This window comes from Rossellomorea oryzaecorticis, assembly GCF_038405515.1.
Taxonomy (GTDB): domain Bacteria; phylum Bacillota; class Bacilli; order Bacillales; family Bacillaceae_B; genus Rossellomorea; species Rossellomorea oryzaecorticis_A.
This window is the reverse complement of record NZ_JBBYAF010000028.1, coordinates 44046-57654: the sequence shown is the minus strand read 5'-3', so window position 1 is coordinate 57654 and position 13609 is coordinate 44046. Positions and strand designations below refer to the sequence as shown.

13 protein-coding genes and 1 riboswitch are annotated in these 13609 nt (G+C 43.2%); of the genes, 2 read left to right on the top strand and 11 right to left on the bottom strand.

Features of this window, described 5'->3' with window-relative positions; genetic code table 11:
• Nucleotides 1-422 precede the first annotated feature (422 nt).
• Nucleotides 423-656 (bottom strand): hypothetical protein, encoded by a 234-nt coding sequence (locus AAEO50_RS14345; protein ID WP_341984968.1) that lies wholly within the window; start codon nt 654-656, stop codon nt 423-425.
• Between the two features lie 138 nt (nt 657-794).
• Here AAEO50_RS14345 and pdaB point away from each other — a divergent pair, with 138 nt between their 5' ends.
• Nucleotides 795-1544: a polysaccharide deacetylase family sporulation protein PdaB gene (gene pdaB / locus AAEO50_RS14340; RefSeq protein WP_341984967.1), complete on the top strand. Its 750-nt coding sequence runs from the start codon at nt 795-797 to the stop codon at nt 1542-1544.
• A 202-nt stretch (nt 1545-1746) separates the two neighbouring features.
• On the opposite strand, the gene AAEO50_RS14335 is transcribed toward pdaB, so the two are convergent.
• A complete protein-coding gene (locus tag AAEO50_RS14335) occupies nt 1747-2379 on the bottom strand; it encodes a KinB-signaling pathway activation protein (protein ID WP_341984966.1) in 633 nt (210 codons plus the stop codon).
• Nucleotides 2380-2527: 148 nt separating this feature from the next.
• Between AAEO50_RS14335 and gerD the strand changes: the two genes are divergently transcribed.
• Nucleotides 2528-3175, top strand: a complete 648-nt coding sequence (gene gerD, locus AAEO50_RS14330; RefSeq protein ID WP_341984964.1) for a spore germination lipoprotein GerD — start codon at nt 2528-2530, stop codon at nt 3173-3175.
• A gap of 85 nt (nt 3176-3260) precedes the next feature.
• Here the strand turns inward: gerD and AAEO50_RS14325 are convergent, their stop codons facing one another.
• From AAEO50_RS14325 to truA, 9 genes are all read right to left on the bottom strand, one after another.
• Nucleotides 3261-4310 (bottom strand): Mrp/NBP35 family ATP-binding protein, encoded by a 1050-nt coding sequence (locus AAEO50_RS14325; RefSeq protein WP_341984963.1) that lies wholly within the window; start codon nt 4308-4310, stop codon nt 3261-3263.
• Nucleotides 4311-4745: 435 nt separating this feature from the next.
• Entirely contained in the window at nt 4746-5540 is a 795-nt protein-coding gene (locus AAEO50_RS14320) for an STAS domain-containing protein (protein WP_341984962.1), read from the bottom strand.
• A gap of 155 nt (nt 5541-5695) precedes the next feature.
• Nucleotides 5696-6397, bottom strand: coding sequence for an N-acetylmuramoyl-L-alanine amidase CwlD (cwlD, locus tag AAEO50_RS14315; protein ID WP_341984961.1), 702 nt, complete (start codon nt 6395-6397; stop codon nt 5696-5698).
• 91 nt (nt 6398-6488) lie between these two features.
• Nucleotides 6489-6935 carry a DUF2521 family protein gene (locus AAEO50_RS14310; protein WP_341984960.1) on the bottom strand — a complete coding sequence of 149 codons (447 nt, stop codon included), beginning with the start codon at nt 6933-6935 and terminating at the stop codon, nt 6489-6491.
• 853 nt (nt 6936-7788) lie between these two features.
• Complete coding sequence (locus tag AAEO50_RS14305) at nt 7789-9297, bottom strand: sodium:solute symporter family protein (RefSeq protein WP_341984959.1); 1509 nt, start codon at nt 9295-9297, stop codon at nt 7789-7791.
• A 26-nt stretch (nt 9298-9323) separates the two neighbouring features.
• Complete coding sequence (locus tag AAEO50_RS14300) at nt 9324-10694, bottom strand: LLM class flavin-dependent oxidoreductase (protein WP_341984958.1); 1371 nt, start codon at nt 10692-10694, stop codon at nt 9324-9326.
• Nucleotides 10695-10887: 193 nt separating this feature from the next.
• Nucleotides 10888-10991: riboswitch (SAM riboswitch) on the bottom strand.
• 640 nt (nt 10992-11631) lie between these two features.
• Complete coding sequence (gene rpsI / locus AAEO50_RS14295; RefSeq protein ID WP_172250513.1) at nt 11632-12024, bottom strand: 30S ribosomal protein S9; 393 nt, start codon at nt 12022-12024, stop codon at nt 11632-11634.
• Nucleotides 12025-12046: 22 nt separating this feature from the next.
• The gene (gene rplM / locus AAEO50_RS14290) at nt 12047-12484 is read right to left on the bottom strand and encodes a 50S ribosomal protein L13 (RefSeq protein WP_032085300.1); all 438 of its coding nucleotides are present in this window, start codon (nt 12482-12484) and stop codon (nt 12047-12049) included.
• Nucleotides 12485-12857: 373 nt separating this feature from the next.
• Nucleotides 12858-13601 carry a tRNA pseudouridine(38-40) synthase TruA gene (gene truA, locus AAEO50_RS14285; protein ID WP_341984957.1) on the bottom strand — a complete coding sequence of 248 codons (744 nt, stop codon included), beginning with the start codon at nt 13599-13601 and terminating at the stop codon, nt 12858-12860.
• Between the last annotated feature and the right edge of the window lie 8 nt (nt 13602-13609).

Here is a 13609-nt window from a genome sequence, read left to right as displayed (position 1 = left end):
GTATTAGGCACGCCGCCAGCGTTCGTCCTGAGCCAGGATCAAACTCTCCGATAAAAGTTTGAATAGCTCTTTTTGCAACGATTCAATCGTTGCGGCAAATCTAGAATTAACGTTGACGTATTGTCTTGTTTTGTTCAGTTTTCAAGGTTCAATTTGTTGCGCGCCCCGTTTGAAGCGACTTTATTAATTTATCACAACTCTTTGTGTGAAGTCAACTGTTTTTTTAATTTAATTTTCAATGCGTTTTCGAGATATTCGATAGCGCAACAGCGACGATTAATAATATACCAAGATTTTTTTACGGGGTCAATACATTTTTAAAGTTTTTTTACAACTTATTAAATTCATGACATTTCAAAAGCGGCTTTCTATGGATGATTACTTTTGTATGGTAAGCCTGTCCATTAAAAAGCCGCTGCATGTTATTCGAATTTCTCTTTTTTATCATTGCTTCTCTTCATATACTTGAGGCATTCTTTATGACTTGCAAATCTGCGGAATAGAGAAAACAATATTTTATATCGTTCGTCCATAGCCCGCTTCACGATTTGATCGATCCGGGCATCTTTCAGATCAAACAGGATTTCATCCATTTCTCTTTTCAACAGATATTCCAGCTCTTGTCTTTCTCTATCATCAATCATCAACCCCAGCAAGTAAGTCACCCCTTTATGTTGTTATTTGTAGTTTTTTCCAACTGGAGTATTTTATAATCACTTTTTTCTGAAGTTAGATATTTTTTCTGAGGACATGCATATCTTTAATAGAGATAGATGTCACGGAGGGATTGTGTAATGAATGTTTTCTATACCGTAAATGCGAAACGAATGAAGCAGATCAGTCTTGTCATAGTCATCTCGTTCTTTACCGCACTATTTGTCTACAGCAGTACGCTCTCTTCTGTTCCGGTATTCGGAACGAAAGATGGCCCGAAGGCTATTTACAAAGGTGAGAAGGGCATCGCTTTAACGTTCAATATTGGATGGGGAGATGAGAAAGCAAAGCCGATATTAGAGGAGTTAAAGAAGTTAAACGTTCAGTCGGCCACTTTCTTCATTTCGGGTTCCTGGGCTGAGCGTCATCCAGATTTAGTTGAGCAAATTGTGAAGGAAGGATACGAAATCGGTAATCTTGGCTACGCGTATTCTGACTATACCGATATGGAGCCGAATAAAATCAGGCAGGATATCATGAAAGCTGATACTGTTTTTGAAAAGCTGAATGTGAAAGATGTAAAATTACTTCGCGTTCCGACCGGTCACTTTGATAAAGAAACATTAAAGGTGGCAGACAGCCTCGGGTTGACCGTTGTGCACTGGAGCGTGGACTCGAAGGACTGGACCAATCCCGGAACAGAAGCAATTATAGAAAATGTAACAGGCGCCAAAAAAGGAGATATCATTCTTCTCCATGCTTCCGATTCTGCAAAGCAGACGAAAAAAGCGCTGCCCGATATCGTGAAGACCCTGAAAGGAAAAGGAAGCTTTGTGTCTGTGTCAGATATGATTTCAAACGGAGATGCAAAAACGAATTTAATACAATAAACAGGAAAAGCGGAGGCGGCTCGTTCAGCCCCGGCAAGCATAAGATGAATGGGCCGGGAAGGCGCTTTTTGCCTTCTTGGTCTATTTAGCTTATGACCTCGAGGGGCTAGTCGCCGGAGCTGGACAATTCTCGAAGTGAAATTTATTCTTTCTTAATTAAAAAACCCCCGAAAGAGGACTGCACTCCTTTGGGGGTTTTTTGTTAATTCTTCTGCTGCTTATTTTGTCTTTCGATCTGGGATTGTTCAATGTATTTGGGAAGTCTCAGGAGCTGATAAGCGTTACATACCAATAATGCAATCAGCATAAGATAAAGCCATTTAATTGAGTTAACCAATAGGACTGGAAGCCACTCCAATGTGGTCACAACGACCATAAAGAACAGCGCTGATATAAATGTATTGGTCTTTGCTTCCGATTGTTGGTTCTTAAAGTACGCGACAAGCATTCCCACTAACAGGATCCCGATTCCCAAGAGGATATACGGGGTATATGATGCTCCTTCTTCTGCGAAGGCCCTGAATCGGAAATAGATAAGGTCGAATAGCACAAATGCAATTAACACTACCTGAACAGAATTCCAAAAGCTTTTAAACATCCCCACTCCAAACTGGTGGATCGTTAAATAAGCAAAGTATCCCATTTGACTGATGACACTGAATGTAAACCCTACAAATATAAACCATAAAAGGCTGGATAATATTCCAATTACATTTCCATCTTGAATGTATGGGCTGTATTGATCCCATCTAATGAAAAGAGAGGCTATAGCCGTTACTGCTCCACCAAGAATTAACGTATGTACAAAAAAACGAATCCAATTTCGGATGGTCACTGCATTTTTCCTCCAAATTTAAAATATACACTCTGTTGATTGTACCAACGCTCCTTTAAAAAATCTAGGTACCAGTATTGGATGTGCATATTTTTTTCGTAATTTCTCATATTAAAGGTAAGGGAATTTGTATGGAAGGAGACTACCCATGAAAAGATATTCCTTTCTTTTTCTACTGACTGTCCTTCTTTTAGCCGCTTGCGGCGGAGGGGGAGATACGGGCAGCAGCAAAATGGATTATGAAGAAACCAAGAAAATGGTTGTCGATATATTAAAAACCGACGATGGAAAGAAAGCAATACAAGAAGTGATGAAAGATGAAAAAATGAAGTCAGAGCTTATTATGGACCAGGGAGTTGTTAAGGATACCATTTCCAAAACACTTACGTCTAAAAAAGGCACTGAATTCTGGAAGAAATCATTTGAAGATCCCAAGTTTGCCGAATCCATGGCAAAAAGCATGAAGGATGGCAACGAGAAGTTACTCAAAGATTTGATGAAGGATCCCGAGTATCAGGGCATGATGATGGACTTGATGAAAGATCCTGAATTTCAGAAGGAATTAACAGAGGCCCTAAAAAGCAAAGAGTACCGCGAGCACCTTCAAAAAGTGGTCCTCGAAACATTTGAAAGCCCATTATTCAAAGCAAAGATCCAGGATATCCTCCTTAAAGCAGCCGAGGAAGCTGGCGGCGGAAAACAAGAGGAAGGCGGCGGTGAAGGCGGAAGCGGTGCAGCCGGCGGCGGATCGGGTGAGACTTCAGGAGAAAGCGGAGGCCAAGGCGGCGGAGCTTAAACCATCCTTCATTTAAAAAAGGCAAATGGCAAGGGACACATCCCCGCTATTTGCCTTTTCCATTTTCGCATGCTTCGTTGTTTGGTTAAGATAATTTCTCAATGACTTTATGAGCGATCTCTCCATAAATCTGCCCAAGCCTGTGATCTTCAGCATAGATGGAAGGGGCGAAATCCTCTTCATTCCAATCAGGCTGCTGCAGCGGCAATTTGCCAAGGAGGTCTGTACGCAATTCCTCTGTCAGCTTCTCACCGCCGCCTTGACCGAATACGAATTCCTTCTCACCGGTCAGCTTGCTTTCAAAGTATGCCATGTTCTCCACAACGCCGAGGATATCATGATCAGTCTGTAATGCCATGGCTCCAGCACGGGCAGCAACAAACGCCGCTGTCGGATGAGGGGTGGTGACGATAATTTCCTTACAATGCGGAAGCATCGTATGAACGTCAAGTGCCACATCTCCCGTACCCGGAGGCAAGTCAAGAAGCAGATAATCCAGGTCTCCCCACTCCACTTCAGAGAAGAAGTTATTGAGCATTTTCCCTAACATCGGTCCTCTCCAAATGACAGGTGCATTGTCTTCAACGAAAAAGCCCATCGAGATGACTTTGACGCCAAAACGTTCTACTGGGATAATTCTTTCCCCGCGAACTACCGGACGCTTCACGATCCCCATCATATCCGGGACGCTGAATCCATAGATATCCGCATCAATCAATCCCACTTTTTTACCTTGACGGGCAAGTGCCACTGCAAGATTGACTGAAACAGTGGATTTCCCCACCCCGCCTTTACCCGAGGCGATTGCGATGAAAGTGGTCTTGCTTGCAGGGGATAATAAATCCGTACCTTCTCCGCCTGTTCCCCTATGTTTTTCGAGTTCTTCCTGAGGAAGTTCAGTAAAACGGATTCCAACAGATGCCGCTCCATTGTCCTTTAATAATTGGACAACCTTTTGCTGGAATTGCATTTGTTCGCCGGTCCCGGTTTTTGCAAGTGCAATCTTCACGCTTACATGCTCTTTTTCTTCTTTCACACTAACTTCGACAACACCATTGGTTTCTTTTAACGTTTTATGTAAAAAAGGATCCTCTAACTGAGATAAAAGATCGCGTGTCTGCTGTTCTGTTAACATGAATAACCACCCTTTTGTATGTATTCGTTTACAACTACTATCAGTATAACATATCGTTATCAGAAATAACTGTTAAAAGGGTTGGAATACTTTTCTCGAATATCATTTTGACCTGTACAGATGATTCTTACTTGTCGAATATTTTTATCGGCAATGAACATAGACCGTTCCTTTGCGCTTCAGACACTTGCTTTCCGCGGGGAGGAAGTCGAGCCTCCTCGACGTCCCGTCTCCGGGGTCTCGACCTTTCCTCTAAATCCCGCCGGAGTCAAGTGCCTTCCGCTCCAATCCACTCTGCGATTTCTATAAGCAACATTATTACAAAGGACTTTAGCAAACAGCTTTTTATCAAACTGTAGTTTCAATCGATATACTAGTCCATTTTATACCCAACACAAAAAAGAGCTGCCATCGGAGCAGCTCTTTCAGTCGTTGTTAATTACCCATTTGATTCCGGGCAAAATTCAGTCCATTATTAAGGGAACTGAATGTTTTCAGTTCTTTTAAGTCGATCCCCAAATTGATGAGCGTCTGGGCAATTTCTGGTCTTACTCCTACAAGGATACATTCGGCACCGAGCAGACCAGCCGCCCTTGTTGATTCGATGATCCCCTGAGCTGCAAATGTATCAAGCACCGGAACTCCGGTAATATCAAGAAAGACAATGGAAGAATGATATTTGGTTACACCTTCAAGGAGGTTTTCTTTAATCCGGTTAATTCTTTCTTCATCGATATGTCCGACTAACGGCATCACTGAAATATGATCATATAATTGGATGACGGGAGCAGATAGTTCAACCAGCGTTTTCCTCTGGGCGTTGAACGTTTCTTCCCATGTATCTGTGCACTTACTGATCATTTTGTTGAAGACCGGATCGAACCATAGATCGATTTCATTATAAATTTCCAATACTTCCTCTTTGGTTAAATCTTCTTCGAGCAAAACGTTCAATGTGGTCCTTCTGAACGATTGATATCCAGTCGAAATATATTCAAGCGCTTCATTGTTTTCCACGATTTTTTTGTACAGATCATCGAATTCTTTGATGAAGTCTTCATTCTCCTGATGGAGGCTTTTATAAATCGACTTGAACAATTCATTCTTCACATGGGTGTTTTGGTAATATGAAATATTCAATGTATCTGTGGACTCTTCTAAATCCTGGACCCATTTTGTATAAAGATCATGATAATTTTGTTCAAGAATCTTGATAATCGTTTCTTTCATAATTGAACCCTTCCTATCCTAATGACTTGTCTCTTCTTAAAGTGTAGACTACTTCGAGGTATATAATACTCTATACCCTTCACAGGTTCATTCTTAACGTGGTTTTAATGTAAAAAACAAAAAGCCGCTCCCGTTTGAGGAGAAGCTCTTCGCCATCATTCTTTTTCAGTTAAGTAGTTCAAGACACCTTGATAGATTGAAGCCGCCACCTTTTCCTGATACTCTTCCTCCAAAAGCCTTTTACGTTCTTCAGGATTTGAAAGGAAACCAATCTCGACCAAAGCCCCCGCTTTTTTAGAATGCTTTAAGATATATACACTTTGAAGACCTTTTGCTTCCCGGCTTGTGTTCTCTAAATTTCGTGTGATTTCTCTCTGTATGGCTTTTGCAAGAGCTTTGTTTTCCTCAAACTTCGGATTATAGAAGGTCTGTGCACCGCTCCACTTCGGAGAAGGAATTGAATTTAAATGAATGCTCAAAAACATATCCGCTTCTGATTCATTAATAAGGTTCAGACGTTTGTGCAAATCCTCTACCTTTCTCCTGCTGTATCCTTTTGTGTCTTCATCCGCTAAATCTTTGTCTTCTTCACGGGTCATAAGTACAAGGGCTCCCTGTTCCTGAAGGTAGTCTCTGATCATCAGCGAAACATTTAATGCAATGTCTTTTTCCAAAGCGTTTTTATCCCCCGCTCCGCCATCAGGGCCCCCGTGACCGGGATCGATATATATAATCTTTCCAGATAAGGGAAGATTCCATGAATCCCATGTATCCTTATCCATAATTTTATATTGAATAATAAACAGCAAGATGCCGAGGGCGGCAATAATCCCTGCAAGCTTTAATTTCTGTCTCATGTCACTCCCCCTATTTTTAAGTAAAAAACTGAAACTCAGCCGTTCTTTACTAAAAATATGGGACAAGAAACCATTTTAGAACATAAAAGTATTAATGAAGACGAAGCTTTAGGCGCTTGATGCCTTTTTCATACCCTTCTGACCACCATGTTTCTACAAAGTGTTCACAGCTGTAGTAAATGGATTCGTCGACTTGATTGGAAATCCCCATCTCGGACCAATACAACCAGAAGTTATAAAGCGTATCGATAAAATGTTTTAATTCTTCCCTGCACCGCTTTTTGACAGATTCAATATCTTCTCCGGAGTATCCGAACTTGCTTACTTTTCCTCCCAGCAGATAGGCTTCGATCGCGACATCGAAGCATGCCTCGTCAAACCCTTGCTGCATGAATACTCCACCTTGAATTTTTATATATCCAAAATGCTTCCTTACACTTTCCTGGAGCATTTTAATTGAAATTTCTTTTAGCAGTTTTCTTTCTGTTTTGATTTGTTTTTCTCTTCTCTTTGTATTGAAGGTTGTAATAACGTTCAATGTACATCCACCCCTTTGAACGTATTTTCCTACTGAAGGGATGTCTTCATTCGAGTAACTGTTACCAATTTTGATTGAAATTCAGTTAGCCTTTTTCTTAAAAACTGTTCCGGAATCAATCGCAGACCGTTCCTTTCCGCTGCAGGCACTTGCTTTCCGCGGGGAGGAAGTCAAGCCTCCTCGACGTCCCGTCTCCGGGGTCTCGACCTTTCCTCTATATCCCGTCGGAGTCAAGTGCCTTCCGCTTCAATCCACTCTGTATTTTGTTAAACACATCGTTTTTTACTAAGGTCGTTTCTTAAAAATAATGTCGATATGAATAGAACCCATCAAAGTGTTTTCATCAAACCTTAGCTTGTCATAAAAACTATAAAAACCCAAACTTTCATCTGGATTCTTGGATTCAAATGAGTTCGGGTTTTAATTAATTGTAAAATACACGTTTTATTTTTAAGTCCGTTCCAGCGGTTGATTGGAGTGGAAGACGAAGACTCCTAATCGAAAAGCGGAAGGGCTTTGCTCAGAGGCGTGTGGCATAAGACGAATCGGCCACGAAGGCGTTCTTTGCCTTCTTGGTCGATTTGGCTTATGACATGTGCCTCTAAGCCCTGGAGCTGGACAGTTACCCCCATGGCCGAGGCTCAGCAACCGCCCGCGGAAAGCGAAGTCTTCCACGGAAATCAAAAGCGGAATTAGGAGTCTACACTAAAATCAGTACCAAATTCGGTTATTCACATTATTTTGAAAAATACCACTTCCACAGCGATAAACCGATGATGGTCAGGAATGTGATGAAGCCGTAGAGCCAGATGGAGAGCATTTCGTTTACGAACATGTTGTTTCATCCTTTCCTTTATTTTATGTTGTAGACTTTTTCGAGTCTTTGGCTGGTTTGCGGCTGCTTTTCTTTTAAGATGGGGGCGAGCACTGTGATCACGGCTATTCCGATGAAGGTTGAGACGGCCCCCGCTGCCATGGTGCTTGGCACGATTCCTCCAAAGTATAGGATAAGGTAGGAAAGAAGTCCGATTACCATGGAAAGTTCAGCTGCCCTGGCGGATGCTTTTCTTCGTCCATACACTGCGTGTAAAATCGGCCCCATCGTGCCGGCCGCAATTCCTGAAATGCCAATCCACATGATGTCTCCCATATACGCAGGCGGCTTCAAGACAATCAAATAGGCCAGGAGCCCGATGACGGGCACTGAAAGGCGGCTGATCTGCAGCGCGATTTTCTCAGCTTTCGAGTCGCTCACTTTCACAATCCCTCTTTTCACCAGTACTTTCAAAAAGATATCATTGGCAAAGACAGTCGAAATCGAAACAAACAATCCATCCGTTGTCGACATTGCAGCAGCAAGGACCACAACACCCAAAAGCGCAACGATGACTGCCGGGAAGGCATAGACTGCATATTCCATCAGTGCCAGATCAGGAGCTGCAACGGTATCTCCCAGTGCAGCCCTGCTGTAAATACCTCCGAATAACACTAAAACTGAAAATGCTGCAGTAATCACATAAGTCAAAATCATTTTCCCCAAATCTTTTTCACTCTTCAGACCAAGCACCTTGTTAAACAGATGAGGGGCTGAGGCAAATGCCCACTGAATCACAATCGCCCCTGTCACTAGACTCAAGGAAGAAAAATGAGCAGAGTCCGGATTGAAAGCCTGAATCAGATTCCCATCCTGGGCCGCCAATTTTCCACTGATGCCGGTAAAGGTTGAGGCGATGCTTCCCTTCCAGAAGACGACAATCCCTGAAATGAAAATAAAGACCCCGGCCGCTGCCATCATCACTGCCTGGACAGCATCTGTATAAATATCGGCGAATGCCCCTCCGCCAAAGACGTAAAGTACAACGATCACAGCTATAAAAATCAACCCGCCCTGATAGGACAAGCCGAGCAGATATTCAAAAATGCGGGCACCTGCTACAAATTGGGCCGCTATATAAAAAATGTTAAACAAAAGAATCAGCCCTGTACCGACCCGGAGAAGATCGCTGTTATAAAAATCCCCCAGCCAGTCCGGAAGGGAAAGTGACCGTTGTCCGTTATTGAGCTTTCGGACTTTCTTGGCTACCATCAATACCCCGATCGGCCCCCCGCCGATCATGGCCAGGAACAACCAAAGATTCGATAATCCCCAATCATGCGACCAGCCCGGATAACCAAGGAAGGTGGCCGCACTTAAGTACGTGGCGGCAAAAGAAAGACCGAGGACATAAGGTCCGAGGTTTCCCCCGCCAATGGCAAAATCACTTACACTTTTGGTTTTTTTCATACTGATAAAACCCAGGGTGAACATCGCTGCAAGGAATACGGCAAATCCTATCCATGTATATAATGCTATTTGACTCATTTTCTTCTCCCTTCTATCTAAGTGTTTTATAAATGAACGGGTGCAAGCTTCTTGGCAGGGTGATGATCAGGCAAGTGTTTACGGCCTCTGCCAAACATGTTTTCCCTCAAGGTCGATCCTTCATATTCCGTTCGGTAAATCCCCCGCTTTTGGAGTTCCGGGACCACATGATCAACAAACTCAGTGAATGTACCCGGTGAATACGCCTGGGCAATATTAAAGCCATCTGCGTCCCCTTCTATAGCCCATCTCTCGATTTCATCAGCAATTTGCTCAGGTGTACCGATAAACTTCACTGTCCCATTGCCCAAGCCGTGATTTTTAATCGCTTCCCGGAGCGTCCATTTTTTGTTCGGGTCTTTTCCATACATATCGAGATTTCCCTGCATAGCATCCGTCTCAATGTCCTCGATATACTGATCAGGATCGAATTGAGAGAAGTCAATCCCTGTATGCCCCGATAAAAGGGAAGCCGTGCCTTCGTAGCTGACATGATTCGTCAGTTCTTCATATTTGGCATATGCTTCTTCTTCTGTGGAACCGATGATCGGCAGAATCATTGGGAAAATCAGAAGTTCGGCTGGGTTTCTTCCCTGCTCGCCGGCTCGTCTCCGGATATCGGATGTATACAGCTTCAATCCGTCGAGTGAGTGATTTTTCGTAAAGACCGCCTCGGCATGTTTTGCTGCAAAATCCCTTCCTTTAGGAGAAGATCCCGCCTGGAATAATACTGGGGTCCGCTGTGGCGACGGCTCTACCAGATGAGGGCCAGGCACACTGAAAAACTCTCCTTCATGGTTGATGGAATGAACCCTTTCCGGATCCGCAAACGTATCATTTTCTTGATCATAAACGACCGCATCATTCTCCCAGCTGTGCTCCCACAGCTTATAAACCACTTGGAGAAATTCATCTGCGCGGTTGTACCGGAGTTCCTTTGAAAGTCTTCCGGTCAGTCCAAGATTGACCGCTTCACTTTCTAAATAGGAGGTCACCACATTCCACGCAACCCTTCCTCCTGTTAAATGGTCAAGCGTCGATAACTGCCGTGCCAGTGAATATGGCTGAGCATAAGTCGTTGAGATGGTCGGTGCAAATCCAAGATGCTCCGTTGCCGCGGCCATTGCCGAGATCGGGATGAGCGGATCATGTGCAGGCAGCTGCACCGCACCCCTGACTGCTGCATCATGACTGTTTTCATAAACGCTGTATGTACCAAGCACATCCGCGATGAACATCGCATCAAATTTCCCGCGTTCGAGCGTCTTTGCCGCTTCAATCCAATAAGCCAGGTTGTTGTGAGAAGTACCTTGATCTTTTTCATGCTTCCATAAGCCGGTTGAATGCGGGGATGGCGAGTTTTGGATGAAGCCGTTGAGATGGATTTGTTTTTTCATGGGACAGTTCTCCTTTATTAAAAATATTGTTTGGCCGTGGCTTCGGTGGATTGTTGTGTACTCTTGGGGTGAAGTTAGATTTGGGTATTCTTATCGTTATACTCGGTTTAGAAGCAGCAGCGATGACTCTACAATTATCTGTTGCAACCAAAAAACCTCTCCCGATGAGGAAGAGGTTCGATTCTATACCATCCACTCATCTTTCAAGCATCTGCTTGCTGGAATTAGCACCTTGTTACAAGTAACGGTTGCTGCGGGATCACGGGACCAGATTCCTCCCCCGGCTCTTGATAAGGATTTATTCAATTGTGTTGTTCGAATTTTTATCATCATAACGGAGTCAAAATAATCTGTCAAATCAGAATTCAGATTTTTATCTGAGTATATTTGTGTAGATGGTCACAAGTTTATAAATGGAAACGCTTACCTTTATTTTCATATCAAAAAGAGAGTTTTCACGTAAAATATTGATGTTCCAGCCTTTAATGGCAGTCAATCAGAGAGATTCTCTTTTACTTTCAAGGAATAATGGACTATATGTGGTGGGGAATCTAGTCACAAATAATCTTTTTTTGAGAGTTTTTACTGTGGGAAGAGCCATGGGGACGGGTCCGTGGAATGGGAGATAAAGAAATCTTTCGTTTTCATTGAATAATCTTCGAGTTTTGCCCGATAATCTTTTAATTTTGACCAATAATCTTTTACTTTTCCGCTTTTATCTTTCGATTTCCCGGATAATTCCGTCACTTGGAATAATAAGGAATTACCCTCACACAAAATCAATATGTGCTATATGAACGAACTTCCCCATATAAGTGCGAACTGCCGATTTTTCGACAAGTCCGCTCCCCACGGACCCAGTCATCCATTACGAACTCCTCCCCACAATAAAAAAAGACCCCCAACCCAAAAGGTTGAGAGTCTCTGTAAGCAAAAATTAACGCTTAGAGAATTGTGGTGCACGACGAGCGCCTTTAAGACCGTATTTTTTACGTTCTTTCATACGAGCGTCACGAGTTAATAATCCAGCGCGTTTTAGAGTACCGCGGTACTCAGGATCAGCTTGCAGTAAAGCACGAGCGATTCCGTGACGGATCGCACCAGCTTGACCTGCATAGCCTCCACCATGTACGTTTACTAAAACGTCATAGTTACCAAGAGTTTCAGTTGCAACTAATGGTTGCTTGATTACTTCTCTTAGTGCTGCGAATGGGATATATACTTCTACTTCACGATCATTGATAACAATGTTACCGTTACCTGGTACTAAACGTACGCGAGCTACTGAACTCTTACGACGACCAGTTCCGTAATATTGAACTTGAGCCAAGATAATAACCTCCTCTTATTAATTATCCACGAAGTTCGTAAACTTCTGGTTGTTGTGCTTGGTGTGGATGCTCAGATCCAGAGTAAACATGAAGCTTCTTGATCATTTGACGACCTAGAGAACCTTTAGGAAGCATACCTTTGATCGTAAGCTCTAACATTTTCTCTGAGTAGTTTGTACGCATTTCTAATGCAGTACGCTGCTTCAAACCACCAGGGTGGTTACTGTGACGGTAGTAGATCTTATCAGTAAGCTTTTTACCAGTCAATTCGATTTTTGAAGCGTTAAGAATGATTACATGATCACCAGTGTCAACGTGTGGTGTGAATGTTGGTTTGTGTTTACCGCGTAGAACTGAAGCGACTTCACTTGCTAGACGACCTAGAGTTTTGCCTTCAGCATCTACAACGTACCATTTACGATCGATTTCGTTGGCTTTTGCCATATACGTAGTACGCATGAGTTTACCTCCTATTAAATGAATCCGTAGTATTTATTTTCTAATCACAATAAGATTCCGGGGCTTATCGTGGGGTTAATAACATACCATATGCTATAATATCTTGTTCTAAAGGGATTGTCAAGGGAATGTTACACCTGGATTAGTTGTTTTAGTAAAAAAATTATTTTTCAGGTCCTCTTTTAAACTCCGCTGTTGATTTCCGTGCAAGACTTCGCTTTCCGCGGGTAGCCCGTGAGCCTCCTCGTCGCTTTCGCTCCTGCGGGGTCTCACATTAGCTACTTTTCCCGCAGGAGTCTTCGTCTTGCACTCCAATCTACAGCTAGAACTGCCTGATACTGCTTATTAGAATACATTGTCTCTCTAAAATCTATTAGTCCTCATAATCTACCTTCCAAAGATAGAGCCCGTGCGGAGGGGCGGTCTTTCCTGCCTGATTCCTGTCCTTGGCGTCAAGGATCTTCTTCATGTCCTCGCTGCGAAGATTTCCAGAACCTACCTCGAGCAGGGTGCCGACCAGAATTCTGACCATGTTGTACAGAAAACCATTTCCAATAAACGAAAATACAATTTCGTCTTCGTGTTCAGTTATGGTGATACTGTGAAGATTCCTCACTTTATCTACTACTTCCGTTTTAGCAGAACAAAAACTTGTGAAGTCATGCTCCCCTCTTAGATCCACTGCCGCCTTTTTCATTTCCCCGACGGAAATCTTATAAGGATAATGCAGAGCAAAATGACGGTAGAAAGGACTTCGTGACTCTGACGTGTAGACTCTGTAACGATACTCCTTCTTTTTCACCGAAAACCGTGCGTGAAAGTCTTCAGGCACGAATTGGGCATTCTTGATCGTCACTTCATCAGGCAGCCGCGTATTCAACACGACCGGCCATTTCTCTTCAGGGATCGTTAAGGGGGTATCAAAATGGAATACCTGGCCGTGTGCGTGGACCCCTGCATCCGTTCTGCCCGAAGCGGTGACACGTATCCGCTCCCCTTTATGGATGGCACTAAGGGTGTCTTCCAGGAGGCCCTGTACTGTACGCTGGTTTGGCTGTATCTGATAACCGCTGAAATGTGTGCCGTCATATGAGATTGTACATTTTACCCGCTTCATAGATTCAC

What these genes read in the sequence shown, in the direction of transcription:
- pdaB (WP_341984967.1), top strand. Translation starts at nt 795, where the DNA reads ATGAATGTTTTCTATACCGTAAATGCGAAACGAATGAAGCAGATCAGT.
- gerD (WP_341984964.1), top strand. Translation starts at nt 2,528, where the DNA reads ATGAAAAGATATTCCTTTCTTTTTCTACTGACTGTCCTTCTTTTAGCC.
- AAEO50_RS14325 (WP_341984963.1), bottom strand. Translation starts at nt 4,310, where the DNA reads ATGTTAACAGAACAGCAGACACGCGATCTTTTATCTCAGTTAGAGGAT.
- AAEO50_RS14320 (WP_341984962.1), bottom strand. Translation starts at nt 5,540, where the DNA reads ATGAAAGAAACGATTATCAAGATTCTTGAACAAAATTATCATGATCTT.
- cwlD (WP_341984961.1), bottom strand. Translation starts at nt 6,397, where the DNA reads ATGAGACAGAAATTAAAGCTTGCAGGGATTATTGCCGCCCTCGGCATC.
- AAEO50_RS14305 (WP_341984959.1), bottom strand. Translation starts at nt 9,297, where the DNA reads ATGAGTCAAATAGCATTATATACATGGATAGGATTTGCCGTATTCCTT.
- AAEO50_RS14300 (WP_341984958.1), bottom strand. Translation starts at nt 10,694, where the DNA reads ATGAAAAAACAAATCCATCTCAACGGCTTCATCCAAAACTCGCCATCC.
- rplM (WP_032085300.1), bottom strand. Translation starts at nt 12,484, where the DNA reads ATGCGTACTACGTATATGGCAAAAGCCAACGAAATCGATCGTAAATGG.
- truA (WP_341984957.1), bottom strand. Translation starts at nt 13,601, where the DNA reads ATGAAGCGGGTAAAATGTACAATCTCATATGACGGCACACATTTCAGC.